The sequence below is a fragment of the Thermus tenuipuniceus genome, from assembly GCF_002964845.1.
Taxonomy (GTDB): domain Bacteria; phylum Deinococcota; class Deinococci; order Deinococcales; family Thermaceae; genus Thermus; species Thermus tenuipuniceus.
Genome location: NZ_KZ672971.1, coordinates 1 through 25749, shown reverse-complemented (window position 1 = coordinate 25749; position 25749 = coordinate 1). Strand labels below are relative to the sequence as shown.

Sequence of the window (25749 nt, the reverse complement as noted above, 5' to 3'; positions counted from 1 at the left end):
CATGAAGGCCTTGCTCATCGACTACGGTTCCGGGAACCTGAGAAGTGCGGCCAAGGCCCTCGAGGCGGCGGGCTTTGCCGTCAGGGTTTCCTCGGACCCCCAGGCCCACCTCGAGGCCAGCCTCCTGGTCCTTCCTGGCCAGGGCCACTTCGGCCAGGTGATGCAGGCCTTCCGGAATAGCGGTTTTGTGGACCGGGTCCTGGCCCACCTGGAAAGGGGCCTTCCCTTCCTGGGCATCTGCGTGGGCATGCAGGTCCTGTACCAGGAAAGCGAGGAGGCCCCGGGGGTCAGGGGGCTGGGCCTGGTGGAGGGGGTGGTTAGGCGCTTTACCCAAGGCCGCGTGCCCCAGATGGGGTGGAACCGGGTGCGCTTCGCAGGCGCTTTCCAGGAGCTTTCCGAGCGCCACTTCTACTTCGCCAACTCCTACTACGGCCCCCTTACTCCCTACTCCCTGGGCCGGGGGGGGTACGAGGGTACCCCCTTCACCGCCTTGCTGGCCAAGGAAAACCTCCTGGCCCCCCAGTTCCACCCGGAAAAGAGCGGAAAGGCGGGCCTGGCCTTTTTAGCCCTGGCCCACCGCTACTTCCAGGTCCTCTAGCCGGATGAGCCTGCCCTGGGCGCCGATGGCGGTGGCGGCCAAGGCCCCGGCCAGGTTGGCCAGCCTGCCCGCCTCCAGGGGGCTTTTCCCGCTCAGGATGGCGTGGGCGAAGGCAGCGGTATAGGCGTCTCCGGATCCCGTGGAATCCACGATGTCCTCCACGGGGAAGGGTTCGATGAGCTCCTCCCCTTCCGGGGTGACCACAATGGAGCCCATGGCCCCTACCTTGATGACCAGGTGGTGGAAGCCCTCTTCCCGGAGGCGGGCCACCCCCTGGGAAAGGGAGGAGGCCTCCGCCAGGACCAAGAGCTCCGTCTGGTTCATGAGGAGCCAGGTTACGCCCCGCAGGTACCTTAAGAGCTCCCTGCCCGCCGCCCGTACCGCCCCGGTTCCCAGGTCGGCGAAGATGGGCATCTCCCGCTTCCTGGCGGCCTCGAGGACCTCCACCGCGTAGCTGCGGCTGGGCCCTCCCACCAGGGCGTAGGCGGAGAGGACCACGGCGTCCGCCTGGTCTAGGAAACGGGGTTTGAAGAGGGAAGGATCTAGGTAACGGCTTGCTCCCTCGGCGCTCACCATGGCCCTTTCCCCCCCTGGCACCAAAAGGATCAGCACGGAGCTGGTGGTGTGGTCGGGGTCCTCCTGAAGGTGCCTTAGGTCCACCCCCAGCTCCCGCACCCGGGAAAGGGCCAGCTCCGCGAAGGGATCCTGCCCCACCCGGCCCGCCAGGTAGACCCGGTGGCCTAGGCTGGAAAGCTGCACCGCCAGGGTGGCCCCGGCGCCTCCCGGTTTCATCAGGGCGCGGCGGGAAGGAACCTCCTCCCCCGGCTCCGGTATGCGCTCTACGAAGAAGAGCAGGTCCACGGAAACGTCGCCCACCACGAAAAACCGCATCTTGCCTCCTTCCCGCAAGGCACAGGGTTTGCCCTTACTATAGCGCAAGGGCCCCGTTGCTTTGGGAGAAGTATACCCCGGGGTTATGAGAAGAATATAACAAGTGGCCTCACGAAGATGGCCTTGTACTCTTTCTCGCCGTCCCGCCCTCCATGGGTGCCCAAGAACATGGCCTAGAGAAGGGATGTACCAGGGTCCCCACCTGGGCTGCGTCCAGGTGGGGGGGGGATTACTGGGGCCCCCACCTTGGCGGAGGCGAAGGTGGGGTGGTTTAGAAGCGCCGGTCCACCACCAGGCCGCCTTCCAGCTCCCCCGAAAGCTCCACCTCGTCCACCTTCAGCCCCGTGGCCTTGGTGATGGCTTCCAAAAGCCCTGCCGGCACCTTCTCTGCCTTGAGCCGGAGAACCAGCTTGTCCGTGCCCTCCAGCTTCCTTTCCACCACCACCTGGAAGCCCCTGGGGTCCAGGCCGAATCCGCCCAGGATGGGGGCGAGCTCCGTGGGGTAGAACTTTACCCCTTTCACCTTAACCATCTGGTCGGTGCGGCCAAAGACCCCCCGGGGTAGGACGGTGAGCCCTTCCCGCCTTTCGGCCACGGCTAGGTCTCCGGTGCGGAAGCGCACCATGGGCATGAGGGTGCGGCTTAGGGCGGTGACCACCAGCTCCCCCTTCTCCCCATTGGGCACGGGTTTCAATGTCTCGGGGTCCAAGACCTCCAGCACTGCCATCTCTGGGATCTCCCATAGCCCATCCTTGGCGAGCCGCTCCCCGGCCACGATGCCCAGCTCGCTGGTGCCATAGGCATCCAGGGCGGTGCACCCCAAAAGGGCTTCCACCTTTTCCCGGAAGCCGGGGACGGAGGTGAAGGGCTCGCCCCCTGCCAGAAGGAGGGCGAACCGCCCTCCCGCCTGGCCCACCTTGAGGGCGAAGGAGGGATTGGTGACCAACACGTCAAAGCCATAGATATGGCCGATTTCGGCGATGCGGGAGGCCTCTCCTGGTCCGTGGGGGAAGACCAGGTTCCCCGCCCGCCAGAGGGCCTGGTGGAAGAGCCACCCCCCGGCATACACGTGGTAACTGAAGGCCACCAGCACCTTTTTCCCCGTGAGGCCGAGCCTGCGGTAGTGTTCCGCCAGGGCCTCGGTCTGGTAACGGAGGTCCTCCTGGGAGAGGTACTCGGGCATCCAGCCCATGAGGGGGCTTGGGGTGAGGTGCATGAGGCTTGCCCCCGCCGGGGGCCGTGGGTTTTCCTTGAGATAGGCCACCCATTCCTCCCGGGTGGTGGGAGGAAGCTCCCCCAGGTTCTCCAGGGTGACTTCCTCCGGGTGGATTCCCTTAAGCTTCTCCCGGTAGACGGGGTGTTCCTTGGCCGCGCGCACCACCTCTTTGAGCCGAGCGTTCCGGTCCATAGCCTGCCTCCTTACCGCTCCCGCAGGGAACACAGGGATTATACCGGTTCGGGAGCCTGGGCCAGGGTGAGGAGATGGGGAAGGTCCCGGGCAAGATCCTCCCAGGTGTCCCGCCGCAGGGTGATGTGCCCCACCTTGCGTCCCGGGCGCACCTCCTTGCCGTACCAGTGCAGATGGGCTCCGGGAAGGGCGAGGACCTGGGGGAAGTCGGGCTTCACTCCAATGAGGTTGGCCATGGCGCTATAGCCCCTGGGGGCGGTGCTCCCCAAGGGGAGGCCCAAAAGGGCCCGGAGGTGGTTTTCAAACTGGCTGGTCTCGGCGCCCTCTAGGGTCCAGTGGCCGGAGTTGTGAACCCGGGGGGCCATCTCGTTGAAGAGGAGTTCCTCTCCCACCTGGAAGAGTTCCAGGGCCAGCACGCCCACGTACCCCAATGCCTCCATGGCATTCCTGGCGTAGGCTTCCGCCTTCTGTTGCAGGGTGGGGGAAACCCCTGGAGCCGGGGCCAGGGAGAGGCGCAGGATGCCCCCCTGGTGGCGGTTTTCCACCAAGGGATAGAAGGCCATCTCCCCGGTTCGGCTCCGCACCCCCAGGAGGGAAAGCTCGCGCTGGAAGGAAACGTACCCCTCGAGGATCAACCCCCCTCCCCCCAGGGCGTGGAAGGCCCTTTCCGCCTCCTCCGATGAGGTGAGAAGGGCCTGGCCCTTGCCGTCGTACCCGCCCCGGCGGGTCTTGAGGAGGGCGGGGAAGCCCAGGGCCTCGAGGCCTTCCCTAAGCTCCCTGAGGCCATCCACCCGGCGAAAGGGAGGGGTGGGTATCCCCAGGCTGTGCATGAAGGTCTTTTCCGCCAGGCGGTCCTGGGCCACCTCCAGGGCCTTGGGTGGGGGAAAGACGGGAAGCCTTGCCTCCAGGAACCGAGCGGCTTCCACCGGCACGTTTTCGAACTCATAGGTGACCAGCTCAAGCCCCTCAGCAAAGCGTCGGAGGGCCTCTTCGTCCAGAAAATCCCCCGCCACCAGCTCCCCCACTTGCCCGGCGCAGGCCTCGGGGGAGGGGTCCAGGAAGCGAAAGGAAAGACCCAAGGGATAGCCCGCCAGGGCCAGCATCCTCCCCAGCTGGCCTCCGCCCAGGATGCCCAGCCTCATCCCTCCTCCCTAGCCAACCTAGCCCCTTCGGGGCCCTTTTCCTCCCTGGGATCGGGGTGGGCCAGGACGGCTTCGGTCTGGGCTTTCCGATAGGCCTCGAGGCGCTCCATCACCTCAGGGTGGGAAAGCCCCACGATGCTGGCGGCGAGAAGTGCGGCGTTCACCGCCCCCGCCTTGCCGATGGCCAGGGTGCCCACGGGAATGCCGGCGGGCATCTGTACGATGGAAAGGAGGGAATCCAGGCCCTTTAAGGCCCTGCTTTCCACCGGGACCCCCAGCACGGGCAAAGGGGTGTGGGCGGCGGTCATGCCGGGAAGGTGGGCCGCGCCCCCGGCCCCGGCGATGATCACCAAAAGCCCCCGCTCCTTGGCGGTCTTGGCGTACTCCGCCATCAGGTCCGGGGTGCGGTGGGCGGAGACCACCCGCACCTCATAGGGAACGCCCAGGGCCTCGAGGGTCTCCGCCGCATGGCGTAGGGTTTCCCAGTCGGACTTGGAGCCCATGATGACGCCCACCAAAGGCCGCATCGTACCGGATTGTACCAAGCCCTCCCGCCCGTGGTAAAAGGCAGGCCATGGATGCCTTGGAGCTCCTTCGGCTCAACCTCCTCTCTCCCATGGTCCTGGCCTTCGCCCTGGGGGTGGCGGCCCGGCTTCTTAGAAGCGATCTCGCCTTTCCCGAGGCCATGTACACGGCGCTTTCCATCTACCTGCTCTTCGCCATCGGCTTCAAAGGGGGGGTGGAGCTTTCCAAAACGCCCCTGACCATCGTGCTTCTTCCTGCCTTGGCCACCCTGGGCTTGGGGATTTTCCGGCCCCTTTCCAGTTATTTTCTGGCCCGCCGCTTTCTGGTCTTGGGCCGGGTGGATGCCGGGGCTCTGGCCGCCCATTACGGCTCGGTTTCCGCGGTAACCTTCCTGGCAGCCCTCACCTTCGCCCAGGCGGTGGGCCACCGACCCGAGGGGTTTTTGCCCACCCTGGTGGCCCTTTTGGAGGTGCCCGGCATCGTGGTGGCCCTGCTTTTGGCCAAGCGGGGGGGTGGAAACCTGGGGGAGGCCTTCCAGGAGGTCCTCACCGGGAAGAGCGTGGTCCTCCTGGTGGGTGGGCTTCTCATCGGGGCCTTTTCCGGCGAGGCGGGGATGGAACGGGTAAAGCCCTTTTTTGTGGATCCCTTCTACGGGGCCCTCACCCTTTTCCTCATGGACCTGGGGATGGTGGCGGCCTCGAGGTTCGCCACCTTAAGGCAGGTGGGCTTCCGTCTGGTCCTCTACGGAACCCTCCTTCCCCTCTTTCACGGGGCCATAGGGGTATATGTGGGGCACCTGGTGGGGTTTTCCGTGGGCGGGGCCACCGTCTTGGGGGCCATGGCAGCCAGCAGCAGCTACATCGCTGCCCCCGCTGCCGTGCGCATCGCCCTGCCCGAGGCTAACCCCAGCCTGTATTTGGCGGCAAGCTTGGCGGTAACCTTTCCCTTTAACCTGGTTCTGGGTATTCCCATCTACCACGCCTTGGCCCAAGGGATGGGAGGGTGAAGCATGGATCTGGTGCCTTTGAAGCTGGTCACCATCGTGGCGGAAAGCATCTTGGAGAAGAGGCTGGTGGAGGAGATCAAGCGCCTGGGGGCCAAGGGGTACACCATCGTGCCCGCCAGGGGAGAGGGTTCCCGGGGCATGCGCAGCCTGGACTGGGAGGGCCAGAACATCCGCCTGGAAACCATCGTTCCCGAGGAGGTGGCCCTTAGGATCCTGGCCCGCTTGCAGGAGGCCTACTTTCCCCATTATGCCGTAATCGCCTACGTGGAGAACGTCTTTGTGGTGCGGGGGGAGAAGTACGTGTAGGCCCCGGTTCGGCCCCTCAGCCCTCAGGCGTCCTGAACTTCTGGCGCAGGAGGGGCGAAAGGGCCAGGAGGAGAAGGATGGGCCAGAGGATCCAGGGGGATACCGTCTTTCCCAGGAAGAAGGCCAAAAGGACCAAGCCCTGGGTCCAGAGGAGGCTTCCCAGGGCGGCGAGGAGAAGGTAGGGCAACAGGGGAAACCCTAGGGCCCCAAGCAGGAAGGGTACCGCTGTGCGCATCCCCGGCACGAAGGGGGCGAGGAGGAGAGCGGAAGGGCCATAGCGGAGAAGAAGCCCTTCGGCCCGCCTCATGAGCCCCTCGGGGAAACGGGCCCGAAGCCTGCGCCCCAAGGCCCGGCCCAGGGCGTACCCCACTCCGTGCCCCAGGTAGCTGCCCAGGAAGAGGAGGGGAAGAAGGGGGAAGAGGCCAAGCCTACCCTCCCCGGCCAGGGCTCCCAGGGCCAAGAGGAGGGTATCCCCCCCGGGAACGAGGAGGCCGAAGGGGAACCCCACCTCCAAAAAGAGGAGAAGGGTCGGCAGAAAATAGGTCCGGGGGCTCATCCTATGAGGGTTGGGCCGCGGGCTTGCGCAAGGCCCAGAGGCTTCCCAGAAGGAGCACCGCCAGGATGAGGAGGCTGAAGGCTTCCTTGTCCAATCCCACGGCCAGCTCGGGGCGGTGGAGAATCTCCTTCGCGAGCTTGTCCCAGCCGCCCACCAGGAGCTTCACCCCCGCAAGCCCCACCACCACGTAGGCCAGGTGCTTGAAGCGAGGGTAGTGGTCCAGGAGGTTCACCACCAGGCTGGCCAGCATCCTGAGGGCCAGGATGCCCAGGAAGACCCCGGTGTAGATGACCCAGAGTTTATCGGAAAGGGCTACGGCCACCAGAACCGAGTCCACGGCGAAGGCCAGGTCCATGAGTTCCACCTGGGTCACCACCTTCCAGAACTGGGCGGCGCTTACCTCCAAAGGGGGAGGGGCGTGGGCTGCCTCGGGCTTCAGGAAGTGTTTCAGGGCGATGTAGAGGAGGTAGGCTGCCCCCAGGACCTGCACCCACCAGAGCTTGATGACCAAGGCAGCGAAGAGGAGGGCCAGACCCCGGAGGATGTAGGCCCCCAGGATGCCGTAGAAAAGGGCTTTCCGCCTCAGGTGGACGGGTAGCTTTTGAACGATGACCCCCAAAATGAGGGCGTTGTCCGCGGAGAGGATGACCTCGAGGGCCACCAGGATTAGGATCACCGAGAGGACACTGGCTTCCATGCGCACCTCCTAAAAGAGAAAGACCACCGCTATAGCGGTGGTCTTGCCCGGGCTTTCCGCCCCCAGCCTCCCGGGGCCCATGCCCGTCTTGACGGGAGGCTGGCCTTGGGGCTACTCCCCAACCGGAAGACATTGTGCCACACCCTTGGCGGTTTGGCCAGGACCAGGAAGCTTTTGGGGAATGGTGAGCCTGGGTGGGCAGGATGCTGGGCGAAGGGGTATCCTGTAAAGCATGGACGAGAGGCACCGCGAGGGTTTGCCGGAGGGGCAGGCTGGCTTGCAGGAGGAGAATGCGAACCAGGCGGGGAGCAAAGAGGGTCTGCCCACCAAGGAGCAGGTCCTCGAGGCCTTGAAGGTGGTCTATGACCCGGAAATCCCCGTGAACATCGTGGACCTGGGGCTGGTCTACGATGTGGAGATCCACGAAAACGGGGTGGTGGACCTTACCATGACCCTTACCGCCATCGGCTGTCCCGCCCAGGACATGGTGAAGGCGGATGCGGAAATGGCAGTGATGCGTCTGCCCGGGGTGCAGGGGGTGAATGTGGAGTTCGTTTGGACCCCTCCCTGGACCCCTGCCCGGATGACCGAGGAGGGTAAGCGCATGATGCGCATGTTCGGGTTCAACGTGTAGGCGGCTGGGTAGGGTGGTATAGTAGGGCTCGAGGTGCGAGGGAGGCAGGTGGGTCCATAGGTGTCTTGATGGATGCGCACCCAGCCTTACGTACGGGGATCTTGACAGTTAATCCTTAGACTGGTTCCCTTTACATAGACATAGAGGGGGGTCAGCGGGGGTTTTTGCCGTCTGGGTCAAGTGTAGTCCCCACGCACGTGGGGATGGACCGGGGATGAGGTGCGGGCCGTGATTCTGTACTGGGGTAGTCCCCACGCACGTGGGGATGGACCGCTCACCATCGGCGAGGGGGTGAGCGTGTACGCGTAGTCCCCACGCACGTGGGGATGGACCGCGTTGACCGCGCTGTTGGCCAGGTTGATGAGCGTAGTCCCCACGCACGTGGGGATGGACCGCGGGCAAGGTGCCCTGGTAGGGGCGGGCGGAGTAGTCCCCACGCACGTGGGGATGGACCGCCGGTGCTGCGCTTCGTGTTCGAGGACGATGAGTAGTCCCCACGCACGTGGGGATGGACCGAACGTTCCTGACCTTACCACATTTCTGGCAGAGTAGTCCCCACGCACGTGGGGATGGACCGGGGGAAGGCGCTCTGGTTGAACGCAATCCCATGTAGTCCCCACGCACGTGGGGATGGACCGGGGCGGGGATCATCCCGGTTGCAGATGTCTACGTAGTCCCCACGCACGTGGGGATGGACCGGAGATGGGGACGGGTAGGGGGCCCTGGCACACCGTAGTCCCCACGCACGTGGGGATGGACCGGTGGCCTGGTACCTGCAGCTCCTCTGGTACGGTAGTCCCCACGCACGTGGGGATGGACCTATTTTTAGTGGACAGAGAAGACCCGGCATATGTAGTCCCCACGCACGTGGGGATGGACCAGGATTACCACGAGAGGGTACGGAGGTGGCCCCGTAGTCCCCACGCACGTGGGGATGGACCGGTGCACCACGGGTCCTGGAGACGCCCACTCAGGTAGTCCCCACGCACGTGGGGATGGACCGTCCCAATACTGCCGGTCGTCCCATCGCGGGCGGTAGTCCCCACGCACGTGGGGATGGACCGGGGGAGTCCCTCCAAAAACCTCAGCACCGCACGTAGTCCCCACGCACGTGGGGATGGCCCGAGAAAGCCCTTCTCTTGTCCTTTCCCTGCCTTGCCGGGATGGGTTTCTATCACCCCGGCTGATTCACTCAAACCTGTCCCCTTCCGTCTTAGCATGGGCCTGGCCTGGACGCACCACCAGGGTGTCGGCGATGAGGTCATGCCAGGCCTGGCGCCTGGGGTGGAAGAAAGCCCAGAGGTAGCCGAGGAGGAGGGGAAGGGTGGAAAGGGTCTTGCCTACCACCTCCCGCATAAAGGCGGTGAGCCAGTCCACAGGCTGGCCGTCCGTGCGGACCACCTTGAGACCCAGGGCCATTTTCCCCGGGGTTGCCCCATGCGAAGCGGTGAAGATCACGTAGTAGGCCCAGCTGGGTAGCCAGTTGAAGAGAAGGTCCTGGACGAAGGTGGTGGTTTGCGCCAGGGGGTTTATCCCGGCCAGGGCCATCAGGAGGAAGCTCAGGGGAACCAGGATGAGACTGTCAATAAGGGAGGCCACGAGCCTGCGCCAGGGGCTTGCGATCACCATAGGCCACCTCCCAGGTAGCGATACTCGAGGCGGAACCGGCTTTGCCCAAGGAGTGCCACCAGGCGCTCGGCTTCGCCTTGGGCCAAAAGGGGGAATCCCTTGCCGAGGAGGTCCTCCAGAAGTCCTTTGGGCTTTGTGTAGCGCACCAGCCGGAACTCCTTTAGGCCAGCAAGCTCAGCTGCCCTTTTGGCTGCTTCTTCCAGATAGCCCTCCCGGTCTGCGAGGCCTAGGGCTATGGCTTGATGGCCGGAGTAGATGCGGCCATCGGCCAAGGCCAATACCTTTTCCTTGGGCAGATTGCGACCTTCCGCTACCCGCTGGATGAAGAGCGCATAGGCCTCGCGCATATAGCTCTGGATCACAGCCCGTTCCTCCGGGGTCAGGGGTCTTAAGCCCGAGGCCATGTCCTTGAGCTTCCCCTCCTTGAGTACCTCCACCCGTACCCCCAGCTTATCCAACAGACCCTGGACCTGGGGAAGGGTGGCGATGACCCCGATGGACCCGGTGATGGCTGTAGCGGGGGTAAAGATTTCCCGGGCGGCGGTGGCCAGGTAGTAGCCCCCGCTGGCGGCTACTGTGCCGAAGGCGGCCACCAGGGGCTTGTCCTGCGCCAGGTCCTTCAGGGCGCGATGGATGGCCTCGGTTTCCGTAACGCTGCCCCCGGGGCTATCCACGAAGAGAACGGCGGCCCGGATGCTCTGGTCCTCCCGGGCCTGGCGGATCTTGGATAGGAGGTCCTCGAGGTCCTTCCCCATGGGGATGCTGCCCACCACCTCCAGGAGAACGACTTTTTCGCCCCGGCCGTACAGGGTGGCTTCCCGCCAGGGATGGCCGGTTTCCCGGGGCTGGATGAGGCGCCCCAGGCCCACCACGAGAAGGGCCACTGCCACGAAGAGGAGAAGGGCCAGCCAGCGCTTTGGGTTCATGGTTCCAAGGTAGCACAAGGGTATGCTGAGCCCGTGCTGAGGGTGGTGGTCAAGCCGGGAAAAGAAAAGAAGGTTCGAAACTTCTACCCTAACCTTTACCGGGACGAACTGGAGGGGATTCCCAAGCAAGCAGGGGTGGCGGAGGCGGTGGCTGCCGATGGCAGTTTTTTGGCGGTGGGCTACCTGGATCCGGATTCCCGCATCCCGTTCCGGGCTTATCGCTTTGATCCCGGCCCTTTGGATAGGGCCTTTTTTCTGGCCCGCTTTGAACGGGCTTTGCGCAAGAGGGAGGGGATGGGCCAAAGCTACCGCCTGGTGCATGGAGAGGCGGATGGCCTCCCCGGCCTGGTGGTGGACCGTTTTGGAGAGGTCCTGGTTCTCCAGGTGCGCACCCGGGGGATGGAGGCTTTGAGGGAGGTCTGGTTTCCCGCCCTCCTAGACGCAGTGGGCCCCAAGGGGGTTTACGAGCGGAGCGACATGGAGGCCAGGAGGCAGGAGGGGCTTCACGAGAGGGTGGGAGCGGTCTACGGGGAGGTGCCCGAGGTTTTGGCGGTGGAGGAGGATGGCCTGGTTTTCCCCATCCCCTTGGCCCTGGCCCAGAAGACGGGGTTTTACCTGGACCAGCGGGAGAACCGCCGCCTCTTTGAGGGCATGGTGCGCCCGGGGGAGAGGGTCTTGGATGTCTTTAGCTATGTGGGGGGCTTCGCCCTGAGGGCCGCGCGAAAAGGAGCCCACGCCCTGGCGGTGGACAAGGACCTCGAGGCCCTGGCCGTCCTGGACCAGGTGGCCTTGAGGATGGGCCTTAGGGTGGACATCCGCCATGGGGAGGCCTTGGAGGTGCTTAGAGGTCTTCAAGGGCCCTTCGACCATATCCTCCTGGACCCTCCCACCCTGGTGAAGCGCCCGGAGGAGATTCCCCCCATGAAGAGGCACCTGGTGGACCTTCTGCGGGAGGCCTTGCGGCTTCTGGCTCCCGGAGGGTACCTCTGGCTTTCCACCTGCAGCTACTACCTCAAGGCGGAGGACCTTCTGGAAGTGGCCCGGCGGGCAGCTGCCGACCGGGGAATGCGCCTTAGGGTGCACGGCCTCACCTACCAGCCCAAGGACCATCCCTGGAGCCTGCACGTGCCGGAAAGCCTTTATCTAAAGACCCTGATCCTGCAGGAGGATGCCCTGTAGCTGCCATAGCCCGGCAGGACCAGGTCGCCCTGGTATGATGGGCGTGGAAGCACCCTGGGGGTGCGAAAAAAGGAGGAGCGTATGGAAGTGGCAAGGGGTTTGGAAGGCGTGCTCTTTACGGAAAGCCGGATGTGCTTCATCGACGGGGAGGCGGGCCGCCTCTACTACTACGGGATCCCCATCCAGGAGCTGGCCGAGAAGAGCACCTTTGAGGAAACCACCTTCCTTCTGCTACATGGGAGACTTCCCACACGGGAGGAGCTCGAGGCGTTCAAAAAGGAGCTGGCTGAGCGACGGGCCTTGCCCGAGCATCTCCTGGAATCCTTCCGCCGCTATCCCCTCTCAGCCCATCCCATGAGCTTCCTGCGCACGGCGGTTTCCGAGCTGGGGATGCTGGATCCCACCGAGGGGGAGATTTCCCAAGAGGCCCTCTACCAAAAAGGGCTTTCCCTCATCGCCAAGTTCGCCACCATCGTGGCCGCCAACAAGCGCTTGAGGGAGGGAAAAGAGCCCCTAGCTCCCCGGGAGGACCTCTCCCACGCGGCCAACTTCCTGTACATGGCTAATGGGGTGGAGCCCTCCCCCGAGCAGGAGCGCCTCATGGACGCTGCCCTCATCCTGCACGCGGAGCACGGGTTCAACGCCAGCACCTTCACCGCCATCGCCGCCTTCTCCACGGAGACCGACCTCTACTCGGCCATCACCGCCGCCGTGGCTTCCCTTAAGGGGCCCAGGCACGGGGGGGCCAATGAGGCGGTGATGAAGATGATCCAGGAGATCGGTACCCCGGAAAGGGCCCGGGACTGGGTGCGGGAAAAGCTGGCCAAGAAGGAGCGCATCATGGGCATGGGCCACCGGGTCTATAAGGCCTTTGACCCCCGGGCCGGGGTCCTGGAGCGCTTGGCCCGGATTGTGGCGGAAACCCACGGCCACTCCACCGAGTACCAGATCCTGAAGGTCGTGGAGGAGGAGGCGGGCAAGGTCCTGAACCCCAGGGGCATCTACCCCAACGTGGACTTCTACTCCGGGGTGGTTTACTCCGACCTGGGCTTCGGCCTGGAGTTCTTCACCCCCATCTTCGCCGTGGCCCGCATCGCGGGCTGGGTGGGGCACATCCTGGAGTACAAGGCTCTGGATAACCGCCTTCTTAGGCCGGATGCCAAGTATACCGGGGAGCTGGACGTGCCCTACGTGCCTCTCGAGGCCCGGGCTTAGGAGAGAGGCTATGGGGAAGCCGGGGGCAAGGCCCTCGGCTTTGTCCTCTATGCCCTTTTTCCCGTCTCCTTCGCCNGGGGGGGGGGGGGGGGGGGGGGGTATTAGAGGCCGCAAAAGGCCTCGTAGTCGATAAGCTCCCGCTGGGTGGGGTGGTCGCCGCAGACCGGGCAGGCGGGGTTGCGGCGCAGGGAGAGCTTGCGGAACTGGGTCTCTAGGGCGTCGTAGAGGAGCAGGGACCCAGCCAGGGGTTTTCCGATCCCCAAAAGCACCTTGAGGGCCTCAGCGGCCATGAGGCTTCCCACCACCGCCGGCAACACCCCATAGACCCCGGCCTCGGCGCAGGAGGGAACGCTTCCCGGGGGAGGAGGCTTGGGGAAGAGGCACCGGTAGCAGGGGCCCATCTCCCCCTCGAGGGTCAGGTGGTGGAAGACCGCCACCTGGCCGTCAAACTGGTAAATGGCCCCGTAGACGAGGGGTTTTCCTAGGAACACGCAGGCGTCGTTCACCAAATAGCGGGTGGGGAAGTTGTCGGAGGCATCGATCACCAGGTCGTAAGGCTTGAGGATCTCCAGGGCGTTTTCCGAGGTGAGGCGCACGGGATAGGTGTCGATCTGCACCAGAGGATTCAGGGCTAAGAGGCGCTCCTTGGCGGCCAGGGCCTTGGGCCTGCCCACGTCCTCCGTGGTGTAGAGCACCTGGCGGTGAAGGTTGGAAAGCTCCACCCGGTCCATCTCCACGATGCCCACCCGCCCCACCCCGGCGGCCACCAGGTACTGCAAAACCGGCACCCCCAGGCCTCCGGCCCCCACCACCACCACGGAGGCGCGCTTCAGCTTTTCCTGCCCTTCGGGGCCCACCTGGGGCAGGATCATCTGGCGGTGGTACCGGTCCAGCTCCTCCTTGGTCCACATGGCCTAGGCCTCCCGGGTTCCGAAGCCAGGGGGGAGGAAATCAGGGTAGTCGGGGTTGCCCTTGCGGTCGGGCATCCTGGGGACGAGGTCCGAGGGATGGGGCTCCCCCTTGCGGCAGTAGGGGCAGTCGTGGCGCACCTTGTAGCGCACGGGCCGGGCCGGGATCCCCAGGGCGATGGCGTGGGGGGGCACATCCTTGGTGACGATGGCCCCCGTGCCCACCATGGCGTCGTCCCCGATGCGCACCCCGGCCAGGATGGTGGCGTGGTAGGTGATGCGCACCCCGCTACCGATAATGGTTTCCTTGAGGGTGACGTCAGGGGAGGCCAGGACGTGGTGGGTGTGGCTGTAGACGTTCACGTAGTCGGAAAGGGAGGTGCGGTCTCCGATTTTGATGCCCCCGATGTCGTCCAGGAGCACATAGCGGTGAACCACCACGTCGTCCCCCAGCTCCAGGTTGTACCCCACGGAGAACTCCACGTTCTGGAAGAACTTGGGGTTTTTCCCCACCCGCTTGAAGATGAAGGGGGCTAAGGCCCGGCGGATGGCCACCCCGGAGTGCACGGACTGGCCGATGGGGGTGAGGTCCAAAACCTTCCAGAACCAAAGGAGGGGTTTAACCTTTTGGAACCTTTCCTGGTCGGTGGCGGCGTAGTACTCCGCCTCAAAGGTGATGCCCTCGGGGTCTAGCCCCATGGCGGCCAGGGGGTTTAGCTCTAGGAGTTCCGCATAGGGCCGGCCGTAGAGGAGGCGGGCAAGTTCCTCTCTCACCAGGGCACTCCGGTCCACGCTGGGATCGGAAAGCTTCTCCACCAAAGCCCCGATGAAGCGATCCAGGGCCCTTTCGTGAAGGGGGGCGATGCCTCGAGGAAGGAGCCAGGGCATATGGGTATGCTAACCGGAAAAGGCCCACAGGGGAATGCTCTCCCTCACCCTATAGAGGATTGGTAGCCCAGTTCCCGCAGGGCCTCGGGGTCCTTGCGCCAGTCGGGGTAGACCTTGACCTCGAGGTCCAGGTACACATGCCGGTTCAGAAAAATCTCCAGCTGTTTCCTGGCCGCCTGGCCGATCTCCTTGATCTTCCTGCCCCCCTCCCCGATGACGATGGCCTTTTGCGAGGGGCGTTCCACATAGAGGACGGCCTTGATGTACAGGATGCCGTTTTCCCTCTCCGCTACCTCCTCGGTCTTCACCGCCACGGCGTAGGGCACCTCGTGCCATAGGCGCTTCATGGCCTCCTCCCGGATGATCTCCGCCACCCACTCCCCGAAGTCCTGGTCGCTTTTGGCGAAGTCCTCGGGGTAGAAGAAGGGGCCTTCGGGGAGAAGGGCCAGGAGTTCCGCTTTGAGCTCGGCCACCTGGCGTTCGTCCAAGGCGGAAAGCATCCTGGTCTCGGCCTCGGGGAGGAGGGCGTGGTAGGCCTTAAGGGCCTCCTCGGGGTATTTGGCAGCATCCAGTTTGTTGCCCACCAGGAGGATGGGCACCTTGCCCACCAGGAGCTTGAGGGCCTTGGCCACCAGCTCATCCTCCGGGGTAGGGGGGTGGCGGAGATCCACTACCCACACCACGGTGTTCACGTCGGAAAGGGTCTCGTAGACCTCCTGGTCCATGAACTCCCCCAGGGCGTCCATGGGCTTGTGGAGGCCCGGGGTGTCCACGAAGACGATCTGGCGGTTTCCCTCGGTGAGGATGCCCCGAAGGCGCTTGCGGGTGGTCTGGGGTTTGGGGCTGATGGGGGCCACCTTTACCCCCAGGAGGTTGTTGAGGAGGGTGGACTTGCCCACGTTGGGCTTGCCCACGATGGCCACAAAGCCGGAGTAAGTTTTCTCTTCCATATCTGGTAGGTCATCCCGACCCCCTTGGATTGGCCTTGGGGCCTGGGGCCGGACCTTCCGGGCACGGACTCCGGGATACGGGCTACGCCCGTGACCCAGATGTTTCAGTATACTCTAAACCCGTGGATCCCTTGGCCCTGGCCCTGCTTCCCGGCATCGGGCCCAAGCGGCTTCTTGAGCTTTTGGCAGAGGAAAACCCCCTTCTTTCCTTAAAAGAACGCTTTCCCCAGGCGGCAACCGAGCTTCCCCAAGCGGAAAGGCAGGCCAGGCGGGAAAGGGAGCGGGCGGAGGCCCTGGGGGCTCGAATTCTGGGGCTTTGGGAAGAGGCCTTTCCCGAGGGGCTTAGGAGGCTTCCCCAACCTCCCACCCACCTCTATGCGCAAGGGGATCTTCCGGGGGAGGGGAAGGCGGTGGCCATCGTGGGCACCAGGAAAGCCTCCACCTGGGCGCTTTCCTTCACCCGCAAACTTGCCCGGGAGCTTTCCGAGGCCGGGCTTTGCGTGGTTTCCGGCCTGGCCAGGGGGGTGGACCGGGAGGCCCACCTCGGGGCCCTGGAGGGAGGCGGGCCCACCCTGGGGGTTTTGGGAAGCGCCTTGGACCGCATCTATCCTCCCGAGCACCGGGAGCTGGCCCGGAAGGTGGCCCTGGTTTCCGAGTTCCCCTTCGGCACCGGACCCAAGCCGGAGTTTTTCCCCAGAAGAAACCGCATCATTGCGGGGCTGGTCCGGGCGGTGATCGTGGTGGAGGCTCCCATGGAGTCCGGGGCCCTCATCACCGCCCGGTATGCCCTGGAACTGGGCAAGGAGGTTTTGGCGGTGCCGGGCCGTCCCACGGATGCGAACTCCATGGGGACCAACCGCCTCATCCAGGATGGAGCCTATCCGGTGCTTTCCGCGGAGGACGTTCTTTCCTACCTGGGGTTTTCCGGGAAACCCAGGAAGGCGGTGGAGCTTTCCCCGGAAGAGGAGGGGCTTTACGCCCTCCTTAGGCAAGGGGAAGCCCTACCCGAGGATCTGGCCCAGGCCTTGCGGGTTCCTGCGGAAAAGGTGCTTTCCCTCCTCACCCTGCTGGAGCTCAAGGGGCTGGCCCAGGCCCTTCCCGGGGGACGCTACGGAGCTACATAACCCCGGCCGGGCCCGAGGGCCCGGCCGGGAAAGCTAGGGGATGGCCTATTTGGCCTTGTCGTAGAGCTTTTTGGCGATTTCGTAGAGCTCGGCTGGGTGGAACTCGGGGGCGAACTCGGCGGCGTCGTGGCCCCCGTCGAAGACCGGCCCGCCCGTGGGAGGTCCGTCTATCACCACCACCTGGCTCCCGTCCTCAGGGGAAGCGCCTTGCCAGATGAGGCCCAGGTCTTGGTAGTCCGAGGGGCTAAAGCGGTAGAGGTTCCTGTGGAAGCCCAGGTCCATGAACTTCTTGGCCTCGGGGATCTTGCCGTTGTCGATGCGGGGGATGGGGAGCATCTTGTTCACCTCCACCCCGGTGAGGCTTTCCAGGGCCTTGCCGTACGCGGCGGCGTGGACCCCGCCCCGCACCAGGAGGTAGCCGATCATCTCCCGGGCCACGGGGTTATCCGTCATCTCGTAGACCCGGAGCTTGTGGGTGCGGGCGGCCACCTCCAGGAAGAAGTTGTGCAGCAAGTCTAGGATGAGGTTGCCGCTGGTGAACACGTACTCCCCGTGCCAGTGCTCCCCCATAGCCCCCATCACCAGGCTGTTGGCCCCGCCGGCGATGAAGTGGGCGGCGTTGCGGGCGTCCTTGGCGAGGCCTAGGGGGGCGGCCACCGGGTCCACGCCTTCCTCGAGGTCCTTCCCCGGGTTCTTGGCCAGGAGGCTGTTGATGGTGGCGGCCACCAGCTCGATGTGGCCTAGCTCCTCAGTGGCGATGTTGGCGATGAGGTCGTAGTAGGGCTTAAGGGCCTTCTTCCCCCGGAAGTTGAAGGACTGGTACATGTAGTTCATCAGGGTGGACATTTCCCCAAAGCGCCCTCCCAGCAGGGCCTGTACCGCGGCGGCGGCGTTGGGGTCTTGTTCCTTGGGCATGGGGAGCTCGATCTGCAGGCGGTCTATTCTCAGGAACATCCTTCTCACCTCCTGCCTGGTCTCACCAGGCAGCTTTCACCTTAGGGGAGGTCCTCGCATAAGTCCAATGCATTTTATTGGTGGTGACTATAAACTGAATTTATGACCTTGGAGCGGATGCGCTACCTGGTGGCCCTGGTGGAGGAGAGGAGTTTTACCCGGGCGGCGGTGCGGGTCTACCTCACCCAGCCTGCCCTCAGCGTGCAGATCCGCAAGCTGGAGGAGGAGCTTGGGGTCAAGCTCTTTGACCGCAGGCAGGGGAAGCCCACGGAGGTCGGGGAAAGGGTGGCGGCCCAGGCCCGCCGGGTGCTGGAGGAGGTGGCCAGGGTCAAGGCCATCGCCCGGGGGGAGGAGGGGGTCTTCCAAGGCCCTTTCCGCGTGGGGGTCATCCCCACCCTGGCCCCTTATCTTCTGCCAAGGCTTTTGCCCCGGTTGCTGGAAAGGTACCCGGGCCTCGAGGTCTCGGTGCAGGAGGAGCTCACCCCGGCCATCCTTCAGGGGCTGGCGGAGGGCCGGTTGGATGCGGGGTTGGTGGGTACGGAGGAGCGGGCACCGGGGGTGCAGAGCCTTCCCCTTTTTTCCGAGGAGTTTCTGGCCTACATCTCCCCGGGCCACCCCCTTTACGCCAAGGAGAGCCTCCACCCCCTGGAGATCCCCCTCGAGGACACCTGGATCCTTTCGGAGGGCCACTGTTTCCGGGACCAGGTCCTTTCCGTCTGCCGCCCCAGCCTGGAAAGGCGCAGGGTGGAGTTCCAAAGCGGGGATCTGGAAACCCTGATCCTCCTGGTGGAGGAGGTGGGGGGGCTTACCCTTCTGCCCGAGGTGGCCCTGTGGACCCTTCCCCGGGCCAAGCACGTCCACCTGCGGCTCCTAAGCCCCCCAGGGGCGGGGCGGACCGTCTACCTTCTTGTGCGGGAGGGAAGCCTCAAGGCACCTGTGGCCCGGGCCCTTGGGGAAGAGGCCAAGGGGGTTTTCCAAGAGCTACGGTTAAAGGGCTAGGGGCGGAAAAGCGTTATGATGGGGGCGGAGGTTCATCATGGTGAAGCCCGAGGCCAAAGGTGGGGATGTTCATATCAAAGCCGGTCTCATCTGGATGAATGGGGCCCTTCTGCCCCAAGAGGAGGCCAAGACCAGCGTCCTAAGCCACGCCCTCCATTACGGCACCAGCGTCTTTGAGGGCATCCGGGCCTACGAAACCCCCAAAGGCCCTGCCATCTTCCGCCTAAAGGAGCATGTGCGGCGCTTCTTCCACTCTGCCAGGGTCCTGCGCATGGAGATTCCCTTTACCCCGGAGGAGATCGAGGAGGCCATCAAGGAGGTGGTGCGGCGAAACGGCTACAAAAGCTGCTACATCCGCCCCCTGGCCTGGATGGGGGCCAAGGCCTTGGGAGTGAACCCCCTGCCCAACAACCCCGCCGAGGTGATGGTGGCCGCCTGGGAATGGGGGGCCTACCTGGGGGAGGAGGCGGTGCGCAAGGGGGCCAAGCTCATCACCAGCTCCTGGGCCCGCTTCCCCGCCAACGTGATGCCGGGCAAGGCCAAGGTGGGAGGGAACTACGTAAACTCGGCCCTGGCCAAGATGGAGGCGGTGGCGGCAGGCGCCGATGAGGCCCTCCTTTTGGACGAGGAGGGGTACGTGGCCGAGGGCAGCGGGGAGAACCTCTTCTTCGTGCGGGATGGGGTGATCTATGCCCTCGAGCACTCGGTGAACCTGGAGGGGATCACCCGGGATTCCGTGATCCGCATCGCCAAGGACCTGGGGTACGAGGTCCAGGTGGTGCGGGCCACCCGGGACCAGCTCTACATGGCCGACGAGGTCTTCATGACCGGCACCGCCGCCGAGGTGACCCCGGTATCCATGATCGACTGGCGGCCCATCGGCTCGGGGACCGCCGGGCCCATTGCCCTGAGGCTACGGGAGGTCTACCTGGAGGCCGCCAGGGGCTTACGGCCCGAGTACGAGGGTTGGCTTACCTACGTCACTTCCTGAGCCAGTCCTCGAGGACCCTTTGGTAAAGCCCTGGGTCCAGGCGGGGATGCTCGTAAAGCCCCGCCTTTAACCTTTGCCTTTGGGCCTCAAAGAGGATCACCGCCGCCGCCACGCTCACGTTCAGGCTCTGCACCATGCCCAGCATGGGGATCTTTATGGCCCCGTGGGAAAGGGCCAGGGCCTCCTCGGAAACCCCCCATTTCTCCGCTCCCAGGAGGATGGCGGTGGGCTTGGTGTAGTCCACCTCCCGGAAGTCTTGGGCGTCCTCCCGCAAGGCGGTGGCGTAGATCCGAAAACCCTGCTCCCTCAGGTGGCCGATGGCCGTCTGGATGTCGGGGTGCACCCGCAGGTAGACCCATTTGTGGCTTCCCCCGCTGGTCTCGTTGAAGGTGGGCATGCCCCCCGTGGGGTTCACCGCATGGGCCTCGAGGACCCCCACCGCATCGCAGCTCCTCAGGATGGCCGAGAGGTTGTGGGGCTTGTGTACGTTTTCCAGTAAGACAGTGAGGTCGGGCTGGCGCCTCCTTAGGACCTCCTCTATGCGGCGTCTACGGGCCTCCGTCACGGTTTCTCAGCTTAGCGATCAGGGGCTTCAAAAGCGAGCGTTTAAGCTTGAGGGCCTGGCGGTTCACGATGAGGCGGGCGGTGGAATGGGCCAGGACCTCCACCTCCACCAGGCCCGCCGCCTTCAGGGTGGCCCCGGTCTGGACCACGTCCACCACCGCATCCGCCAGGCCCGTGACCGCGGCCAGCTCGATGTTTCCGGATAGCTCCACCACATCCGCTACCCAGCCCCGTTCCTTCAGGAGCCGGGTGGTGAAGAGGGGATACTTGGTGGCGATGCGCCGGATGGGGGAGGTATCGCCGGGGCGCCGGATGAGGGAAAGGCGGCAGGCTCCGAAGCCCAGGTCCACAGGCTCGAAAAGGTCCCGGCCCGAGTCCAAAAGCACATCCTTGCCCACCACCCCCACCTCGGCGATCCCCAGGTCCACATAGACGGGCACATCCTTGTTGCGAAGCTCCAGGAGGGCGATCCCTCCTTCCTTGCCGTGGAGGAGGGCCCGCTCGTTCTCTATGGAAGGGAGTTCCAGCCCTGCTTTCCTTAAGGCCTCGTAGGCTTCCTGAAACATTCGCCCTTTGGGCAGGGCAATGGTAAGGGCAAAGCGCTTCATGCCTCCTCCACCTTGAAGATGCGCTCTCCTTGGGCCAGGTAGGGGATGCCCCGGGCCTTGGCGTAGGCCACGGGGTCTTCCCCGTGGAAGAGCTCCACCCGCTTCTCCCGGGCGAAGCGGCGAAGGGCCTTTAGGTCCAGGGCCAAAACCTCGGGGCTTACGTCCACCCTGGGGGGTTTTAGGGCCTCCAGGGCTCGCTCTACCCCTATGGCGAACCCCGCCGCCCTGGGGAGGAGGGCCCCGTCGTACCGGCCGCCTCCCAGAAGGGGCAGGCCGAATCCCGGGGTGTAGGCGCGGAAGAAGACCCCCGAGTAGTACTCGTAGCGCCGGGCCATGCCCAGGTCCAAGAGCACGGGCCTTTCCAGAAGTTCCAGGGTCTTCTCCAGGTCCTCCAGGGCCTTCCTGGCCCGATCGGGAAGGGGAAGCCTCTTAGCCTCCTCCAGCACCTCGCGCTCCCCGTAGAGGTCAGGTAGGGCTAGGAGGGTCTTTCGGGCTTCCTCCGGCACAGGGTGGCGGCCAAGGAGGTCTTCCAGCTCGGGCAAGTTTTTACGGTGGATCGCCTGCTGGGCTTTCTTCTGCTCCTCTTCCGGCAGACCTGAGGCCTTGAGCACCTCCCCCACCAGGCTGGGCAGGCCCACCTCCACCACCCCTTCAAGGCCCAGGGCCTCGAGGGCAGCGAAGACCAGGGAGAGGATCTCGGCATCCGCCAGGGGGCCCGTGGCCCCGATGAGTTCCAGCCCCACCTGGGTGTACTCCCGGTAGCGGCCGAGTTCCGCATCCCCTTCCCTAAGCCATAGGGCCCCGGCGTACTGGAAGCGGGCCACCCCTTCCCCCAGGTGGGGCCTTAGGAGTTTGGCCAGAAGGGTGGTGAACTCGCTCCTAAGGGCCAAGACCTCCCCGGTTTTGTCCACCAGCTTGAAAGCCCGTTCCGCCAGGGGATGGGAGGGGTCATAGACCTCGAGGGCCGGTAGCTCCACGGGCTCATACCCGTGGCGGAGGAAGAGATCCCGTAGCCGGGCCATGAGCTCGGCCTTAAGCCGGGCCTCGGGGGGAAGCAGAAAGCGGGTGCCTTCGGGGATCATTCCTTGACCAGGATCTCCACGCTGAGGATCTTGTCCCGTTCCCCTGCGGCGCCTGGGCCCTCCGTGGGGGCAAGGCGCCTTACCGCCTCCATGCCCTCCACCACCTTGGCGAAGAGGGTGTACTGCCCGGTGAGGTGGGGGGTGGGGGCCAGGGTGATGAAGAACTGGCTCCCGTTGGAGTTGGGGTCCTGGGTGCGGGCCATGCCCACCATGCCCTCCCGGTCGAAGGCCAAACCCTGGGCGATCTCCAACCCGAAGCTATACCCGGGCCCGCCCCGCCCGGTGCCCGTGGGGTCCCCCGTCTGGGCCACGAAGCCCGGGATGACCCGGTGCCACACCACCCCCTCGAAGAAGCGGTGGAGGGCCAGGAAAACAAAGGAGTTCACGGTGTTGGGGGCCTCCTTCTCCAGGAGGTCCAGGAGGATATCCCCCTTGGTGGTCTTCAGGCGGGCGTAGTAATCCTTACCGTCTTCCAGCACCTTTTGGGGTGCCTTGAAGGAGCGGACCGGTGTTTCCGAAAGGTGGGGAAGGGGTCGCATGCTCTCACCCTTGCAGGCGCCCAGGAGGAGAAGGAAGGCGAGGAAGAGGAGGCGCACCTTCATAGCCTACACCCGGGGCAGGGTGATGCCCTTCTGCCCTTGGTACTTGCCCCGGCGGTCCTTATAGGTGGTTTCCGGCCGCGGGCCCTCGAGGAAGATGATCTGCACGATGCCCTCGTTGGCGTAGACCTTGGCGGGCAGGGGGGTGGTGTTGGAGATCTCCAGGGTGACGTGCCCTTCCCAGCCGGGCTCTAAAGGGGTCACGTTGGCCACGATGCCGCAACGGGCATAGGTGCTTTTGCCCAAGGCGATGGCGATCACGTTCTCCGGCATCCGAATGTACTCGATGCTCCGGGTGAGGGCGAAGGAGTTGGGGGGGATGATGACCTCCTCCCCCTCGTACTCCACGAAGCTTTTGGGGTCAAAGCCCTTGGGATCCACCACCGTGGAGAAGACGTTGGTGAAGATCTTCCACTCCGGGGCGGCGCGGAGGTCGTAGCCGAAGCTGGAAAGCCCGTAGCTGATGACCCCTTCCCGCACCAGCCTTTCCTCAAAGGGCTCGATCATTCCCTTTTTGGCCATCTCCCGGATCCACCAGTCCGGCTTAATCATGCCTTCAACTATACCCGCTAGACTGGACCCATGCGGAAGCTCTGGCCCCTCTTGCTCCTCCTGGCCGCCTGCGGCACCCAAGACCCCACGGGGGCGGGGATGGAGCCCTTGCGCCTTACCAGCGCCAACCTTCCTCCCGCCTACCTGGGGGAGGCCTACACCGCCACCTTCAGCGCCGAAGGGGGGGTACGGCCCTATACCTTTAGCCTCGAGGGGAAGCTCCCCCAAGGCCTCGCCTTCCAGGGGGGGCGGATCACCGGAACCCCCAAGGAGAAGGGACAGTTCCCCCTCACCCTCACCGTGGAGGATGGGGCCAAGAATAGCCGGGTCCAGCGGCTTACCCTCACCGTCAGCGACCCCCCTCCCCCCAGGCTCACCCTGGTGGCCCCCCCGACCCAGGTGGAGGGGCCCTTCCTGCTCCTGGGCCGGGTGGAGGTACGGGAGGCCTTGGGCTTCCAGCTGGAGCTTCCCCTACGGGATCTGAGCCCGGATCTTGCCAGCCTGAAGGTGGCGAGCCCCGTCTACCTCCTGGATTACGATCCGGAGGCAGGGCTTTTGCGCCTGGATGTGGCCTTCGCCAAGGCCTTAAAGGACCAGGAGGCCTTCCGCCTCCTCCTCACCCCACAAAAACCCCTTACCCCGAGGCTTGCCCCTCGGGTGGTCTTCTACGACAAGGAGGGGAAGCCCTTAGGGGAGGCCTTGAAGCGGGGCAAGCCCTTTGCCGAACTCCTGCAGCTGGCCCAGAACTGGGGCAAGGAGGGGAAGGAGCTCAAAGGGGACCTGAACGGGGACGGCAAGGTGGAAGGCGCCGACCTGCAGGCGTTGGGCCAGGGCTACTTTCCCAAGGTCACCGCCCCGGTGCCTCCTGGGAGCACCCCTTCAGGTGGACAGGAGGAGGCTCCCCCTCCGCCCCAGGAGCAAAGCTTGCCTTAAGGCCGTGGGGATGGGGCTTGCAAGAAGGTTATAGCCCCCAACTGGACTAGGCGAGCTGGTGTCAGAGGGCTTTGCGGATGGCCTCGGCGTCCTCCTTGCGGTAACCGTAGAGGGTGACCTCGAGGGTATCCGGGGCCTTCTTGATCTCCTCCAGCATCACTTGGGCCACCTGGTCCACGGGAAGCCCTCCCACCCCGGTGCCCAGAAGGGGAAAGGCCACGGTCCTTAGGCCGAGCTCCACGGCCTTTTCCAGGGCGCTTCGGGTGGCCTGGCGCACGCTCTCTAGGCTTGCGGGCTCATCCCCCAGGACGGCGGCGTGGATCACGTAGCGCACCCCCAGGTTCCCCGCCCCCGTGACCGCGGCCTCCCCCACCCGGATGGGGCCGATGCGGTCGCACTCCTCCTGGATGGAGGGGCCTCCTTTCCGCAGGATGGCCCCCGCCACCCCGGCCCCCAGCTTCAAGTGGTTGTTGGCGGCGTTGACGATGGCATCCCCCTGGAACCCGGTGATGTCCCCTTCTGCCACGCGGATGCGGGCCATGCTCTTATTTTCCCGTACAATGGGCCTGATGTCACGGGATATCTTGGGCCTCGAGGGGCGGATCGTCATGGTGACCGGGGCCGGCAGGGGCTTCGGCCGGGCCATCGCCCACGGCTACGGGCGCAATGGGGCCACGGTGATCGCCGTGGACCCCGACGTGGAGCTGGCTACGGGGGTGGCCTCGGAGGTGGAGGCCTTGGGGGCCACGGCCATCCCCATCCGGGGCGATATGAGCGTGGTTTTGGATGTGACCAGCACCTTTGAAAAGGTGGAGGAGCTTTTTGGGCTATTGGACGGTATCGTTCACGTGACCACCGCCGAGAGCAAGACCCCCTTCGTGGAGCTTCTGGAGGGGGAGTGGTACGACCTCATGAGCCAGGATGTGAAGTCCAGCCTGTATGTGCTCCAGCAGGGTTTGCGCCACCTGGCCGGGGGCGGGTTTGTCACCCTGGTGCTGCCGCCGGCGGTGCGCATAGAGCCCCATACCCTTTCCGTGCGCCGGGCGGTAGAGGGGCTCATCGAGGGGGTCACCCGGACCTTTCCCGGGGTGCGGGTGAACGGGGTGGTGCCCTCCCGGGACCCGGTTTCCGAAGCCTACGACCAGGCCTTGGTCCGGGCGGCCCTGGGCCTGGGTTCCATGGTTTCCGAAGGGGTCCGCGGGGTGGTGCTGGAGGTGGAGCTTCCCGAGCCTCCCCCGTCCCCCGAGATCTACGAGCTCCTTAGGGAAGTGCCATGAAGTGCCCTTACTGCGGTCATCCTGATACCCGGGTGGTGGACTCCCGCCCCTCCGATGAGGGGGCGGCCATCCGCCGTCGCCGGGAATGCCCCGCCTGTGGCCGCCGCTTCACCACTTACGAGCGCACCCAGCTGGAGCCTTTGATGGTGATCAAGCGGGATGGGCGCAAGGAGCCCTTTAACCCCGACAAGCTTCTGAGGGGGCTTCTTTTGGCGTGTGAAAAGCGCCCCGTGGACCCGGAGGTGCTCCGCCGCTTTGCCTACACCTTTGAGGACCAGGTGACGGGCCCGGAGATCACCTCCGAGGAGATCGGCCTGAAGGCCATGGCCTTTTTACGGGATCTGGACCACGTGGCCTACATCCGCTTCGCCTCCGTGTACCGGGAGTTTGATTCCGTGGAGCGCTTCATCGAGGAGATCCGCCGCCTGGGGGGTGTTGACAAGAAGGAGGGGGCTTGATAGCATAGCTTTTGCTGCGCGGGCGAAAGCCCAAGCAGGGGGATCTTGAAAAGGGGAGAGCAGAGGCGAACACCAAGAAGCCAATAACGCCTTCGGGCGTTTTTTGTTGGAGAGTTTGATCCTGGCTCAGGGTGAACGCTGGCGGCGTGC

At 64.9% G+C, this 25749-nt stretch carries 30 protein-coding genes and 1 CRISPR repeat array; of the genes, 12 read left to right on the top strand and 18 right to left on the bottom strand.

Going from position 1 to position 25749, the window contains the following annotated elements; all coding sequences use genetic code 11:
- Position 1 precedes the first annotated feature (1 nt).
- On the top strand, positions 2-598 hold the full coding sequence (gene hisH / locus C2847_RS04900) for an imidazole glycerol phosphate synthase subunit HisH (RefSeq protein WP_105317350.1): 597 nt from the start codon (positions 2-4) through the stop codon (positions 596-598).
- Here the strand turns inward: hisH and C2847_RS04895 are convergent.
- The 4 genes from C2847_RS04895 to purE all read right to left on the bottom strand — a co-directional run bounded on the left by C2847_RS04895 (position 563) and on the right by purE (position 4566).
- Positions 563-1489 carry a carbohydrate kinase family protein gene (locus C2847_RS04895; protein ID WP_105317349.1) on the bottom strand — a complete coding sequence of 309 codons (927 nt, stop codon included), beginning with the start codon at positions 1487-1489 and terminating at the stop codon, positions 563-565. The genes hisH and C2847_RS04895 overlap by 36 nt on opposite strands.
- A 271-nt stretch (positions 1490-1760) precedes the next feature.
- Positions 1761-2897 (bottom strand): phenylacetate--CoA ligase family protein, encoded by a 1137-nt coding sequence (locus C2847_RS04890; protein ID WP_105317348.1) that lies wholly within the window; start codon positions 2895-2897, stop codon positions 1761-1763.
- 38 nt (positions 2898-2935) lie between these two features.
- Positions 2936-4039, bottom strand: a complete 1104-nt coding sequence (locus C2847_RS04885) for a 5-(carboxyamino)imidazole ribonucleotide synthase (RefSeq protein WP_105317347.1) — start codon at positions 4037-4039, stop codon at positions 2936-2938.
- Positions 4036-4566 (bottom strand): 5-(carboxyamino)imidazole ribonucleotide mutase, encoded by a 531-nt coding sequence (gene purE / locus C2847_RS04880; protein WP_105317346.1) that lies wholly within the window; start codon positions 4564-4566, stop codon positions 4036-4038. The genes C2847_RS04885 and purE overlap by 4 nt, the downstream gene beginning before the upstream one ends.
- Positions 4567-4613: 47 nt before the next feature.
- Between purE and C2847_RS04875 the strand changes: the two genes are divergently transcribed.
- The gene (locus tag C2847_RS04875) at positions 4614-5570 is read left to right on the top strand and encodes a sodium-dependent bicarbonate transport family permease (RefSeq protein WP_105317345.1); all 957 of its coding nucleotides are present in this window, start codon (positions 4614-4616) and stop codon (positions 5568-5570) included.
- 3 nt (positions 5571-5573) lie between these two features.
- A complete protein-coding gene (locus C2847_RS04870) occupies positions 5574-5876 on the top strand; it encodes a P-II family nitrogen regulator (protein WP_105317344.1) in 303 nt (100 codons plus the stop codon).
- A 16-nt stretch (positions 5877-5892) separates the two neighbouring features.
- Here the strand turns inward: C2847_RS04870 and C2847_RS04865 are convergent, their stop codons facing one another.
- Together C2847_RS04865 and C2847_RS04860 are read right to left on the bottom strand one after the other, a co-directional pair.
- A complete protein-coding gene (locus C2847_RS04865) occupies positions 5893-6432 on the bottom strand; it encodes a VTT domain-containing protein (RefSeq protein ID WP_105317343.1) in 540 nt (179 codons plus the stop codon).
- A gap of 1 nt (position 6433) precedes the next feature.
- Positions 6434-7129: a TerC family protein gene (locus tag C2847_RS04860; protein WP_105317342.1), complete on the bottom strand. Its 696-nt coding sequence runs from the start codon at positions 7127-7129 to the stop codon at positions 6434-6436.
- Between the two features lie 232 nt (positions 7130-7361).
- Between C2847_RS04860 and C2847_RS04855 the strand changes: the two genes are divergently transcribed.
- Positions 7362-7763 carry a metal-sulfur cluster assembly factor gene (locus tag C2847_RS04855; RefSeq protein ID WP_244187354.1) on the top strand — a complete coding sequence of 134 codons (402 nt, stop codon included), beginning with the start codon at positions 7362-7364 and terminating at the stop codon, positions 7761-7763.
- Between the two features lie 182 nt (positions 7764-7945).
- Positions 7946-8887: a CRISPR direct-repeat array (repeat unit 28 nt; unit sequence GTAGTCCCCACGCACGTGGGGATGGACC).
- A gap of 64 nt (positions 8888-8951) precedes the next feature.
- On the opposite strand, the gene C2847_RS04850 is transcribed toward C2847_RS04855, so the two are convergent.
- Positions 8952-9392 (bottom strand): RDD family protein, encoded by a 441-nt coding sequence (locus C2847_RS04850; RefSeq protein WP_105317341.1) that lies wholly within the window; start codon positions 9390-9392, stop codon positions 8952-8954.
- Positions 9386-10318, bottom strand: a complete 933-nt coding sequence (gene sppA / locus C2847_RS04845) for a signal peptide peptidase SppA (protein ID WP_105317340.1) — start codon at positions 10316-10318, stop codon at positions 9386-9388. The genes C2847_RS04850 and sppA overlap by 7 nt, the downstream gene beginning before the upstream one ends.
- 33 nt (positions 10319-10351) lie before the next feature.
- On the opposite strand from sppA, the gene C2847_RS04840 reads away from it, so the two are divergent.
- Positions 10352-11497 carry a class I SAM-dependent rRNA methyltransferase gene (locus C2847_RS04840; RefSeq protein WP_105317339.1) on the top strand — a complete coding sequence of 382 codons (1146 nt, stop codon included), beginning with the start codon at positions 10352-10354 and terminating at the stop codon, positions 11495-11497.
- 81 nt (positions 11498-11578) lie between these two features.
- Complete coding sequence (locus C2847_RS04835; protein ID WP_105317338.1) at positions 11579-12712, top strand: citrate synthase/methylcitrate synthase; 1134 nt, start codon at positions 11579-11581, stop codon at positions 12710-12712.
- 101 nt (positions 12713-12813) lie between these two features.
- Here C2847_RS04835 and C2847_RS04830 read toward each other — a convergent pair whose 3' ends face one another.
- The 3 genes from C2847_RS04830 to era are packed head-to-tail and all read right to left on the bottom strand — an operon-like array spanning position 12814 to position 15458.
- Positions 12814-13623, bottom strand: a complete 810-nt coding sequence (locus C2847_RS04830) for a HesA/MoeB/ThiF family protein (RefSeq protein WP_105317337.1) — start codon at positions 13621-13623, stop codon at positions 12814-12816.
- Positions 13624-13626: 3 nt separating this feature from the next.
- Entirely contained in the window at positions 13627-14508 is an 882-nt protein-coding gene (locus C2847_RS04825; protein ID WP_105317336.1) for an acyltransferase, read from the bottom strand.
- Between the two features lie 44 nt (positions 14509-14552).
- Positions 14553-15458, bottom strand: coding sequence for a GTPase Era (gene era / locus C2847_RS04820; RefSeq protein WP_105317335.1), 906 nt, complete (start codon positions 15456-15458; stop codon positions 14553-14555).
- Between the two features lie 122 nt (positions 15459-15580).
- Here era and dprA point away from each other — a divergent pair, with 122 nt between their 5' ends.
- The gene (gene dprA / locus C2847_RS04815; RefSeq protein WP_105317334.1) at positions 15581-16582 is read left to right on the top strand and encodes a DNA-processing protein DprA; all 1002 of its coding nucleotides are present in this window, start codon (positions 15581-15583) and stop codon (positions 16580-16582) included.
- Positions 16583-16627: 45 nt separating this feature from the next.
- Here dprA and C2847_RS04810 read toward each other — a convergent pair whose 3' ends face one another.
- A complete protein-coding gene (locus C2847_RS04810) occupies positions 16628-17536 on the bottom strand; it encodes a manganese catalase family protein (RefSeq protein ID WP_105317333.1) in 909 nt (302 codons plus the stop codon).
- Between the two features lie 102 nt (positions 17537-17638).
- On the opposite strand from C2847_RS04810, the gene C2847_RS04805 reads away from it, so the two are divergent.
- Positions 17639-18535: a hydrogen peroxide-inducible genes activator gene (locus tag C2847_RS04805; protein ID WP_105317332.1), complete on the top strand. Its 897-nt coding sequence runs from the start codon at positions 17639-17641 to the stop codon at positions 18533-18535.
- 37 nt (positions 18536-18572) lie between these two features.
- Positions 18573-19526, top strand: coding sequence for a branched-chain amino acid transaminase (locus C2847_RS04800; protein ID WP_105317331.1), 954 nt, complete (start codon positions 18573-18575; stop codon positions 19524-19526).
- Here the strand turns inward: C2847_RS04800 and trmH are convergent.
- From trmH to dcd, 5 genes are read right to left on the bottom strand one after another with little or no spacing between them, the layout of a single operon-like run.
- Positions 19516-20091, bottom strand: a complete 576-nt coding sequence (gene trmH, locus C2847_RS04795; protein WP_105317330.1) for a tRNA (guanosine(18)-2'-O)-methyltransferase TrmH — start codon at positions 20089-20091, stop codon at positions 19516-19518. The two genes, C2847_RS04800 and trmH, sit on opposite strands and share 11 nt — an antisense overlap.
- Positions 20075-20698 (bottom strand): ATP phosphoribosyltransferase, encoded by a 624-nt coding sequence (gene hisG / locus C2847_RS04790; protein ID WP_105317329.1) that lies wholly within the window; start codon positions 20696-20698, stop codon positions 20075-20077. The genes trmH and hisG overlap by 17 nt, the downstream gene beginning before the upstream one ends.
- Positions 20695-21780: an ATP phosphoribosyltransferase regulatory subunit gene (locus C2847_RS04785; RefSeq protein WP_105317328.1), complete on the bottom strand. Its 1086-nt coding sequence runs from the start codon at positions 21778-21780 to the stop codon at positions 20695-20697. Before C2847_RS04785 ends, hisG begins: the two co-directional genes overlap by 4 nt.
- The gene (locus C2847_RS04780; RefSeq protein ID WP_105317327.1) at positions 21777-22382 is read right to left on the bottom strand and encodes a peptidylprolyl isomerase; all 606 of its coding nucleotides are present in this window, start codon (positions 22380-22382) and stop codon (positions 21777-21779) included. The genes C2847_RS04785 and C2847_RS04780 overlap by 4 nt, the downstream gene beginning before the upstream one ends.
- Positions 22383-22385: 3 nt before the next feature.
- Positions 22386-22931, bottom strand: a complete 546-nt coding sequence (gene dcd, locus C2847_RS04775; RefSeq protein ID WP_015716556.1) for a dCTP deaminase — start codon at positions 22929-22931, stop codon at positions 22386-22388.
- A gap of 30 nt (positions 22932-22961) precedes the next feature.
- On the opposite strand from dcd, the gene C2847_RS04770 reads away from it, so the two are divergent.
- A complete protein-coding gene (locus tag C2847_RS04770; protein WP_105317326.1) occupies positions 22962-23864 on the top strand; it encodes a putative Ig domain-containing protein in 903 nt (300 codons plus the stop codon).
- A gap of 61 nt (positions 23865-23925) precedes the next feature.
- Here C2847_RS04770 and C2847_RS04765 read toward each other — a convergent pair whose 3' ends face one another.
- On the bottom strand, positions 23926-24405 hold the full coding sequence (locus C2847_RS04765) for a macro domain-containing protein (protein WP_105317325.1): 480 nt from the start codon (positions 24403-24405) through the stop codon (positions 23926-23928).
- A gap of 28 nt (positions 24406-24433) precedes the next feature.
- On the opposite strand from C2847_RS04765, the gene C2847_RS04760 reads away from it, so the two are divergent.
- Both C2847_RS04760 and nrdR read left to right on the top strand, forming a co-directional pair.
- Complete coding sequence (locus C2847_RS04760; protein ID WP_105317324.1) at positions 24434-25141, top strand: SDR family NAD(P)-dependent oxidoreductase; 708 nt, start codon at positions 24434-24436, stop codon at positions 25139-25141.
- Positions 25138-25599 (top strand): transcriptional regulator NrdR, encoded by a 462-nt coding sequence (gene nrdR, locus C2847_RS04755; protein WP_105317323.1) that lies wholly within the window; start codon positions 25138-25140, stop codon positions 25597-25599. Before C2847_RS04760 ends, nrdR begins: the two co-directional genes overlap by 4 nt.
- Positions 25600-25749 lie beyond the last annotated feature (150 nt).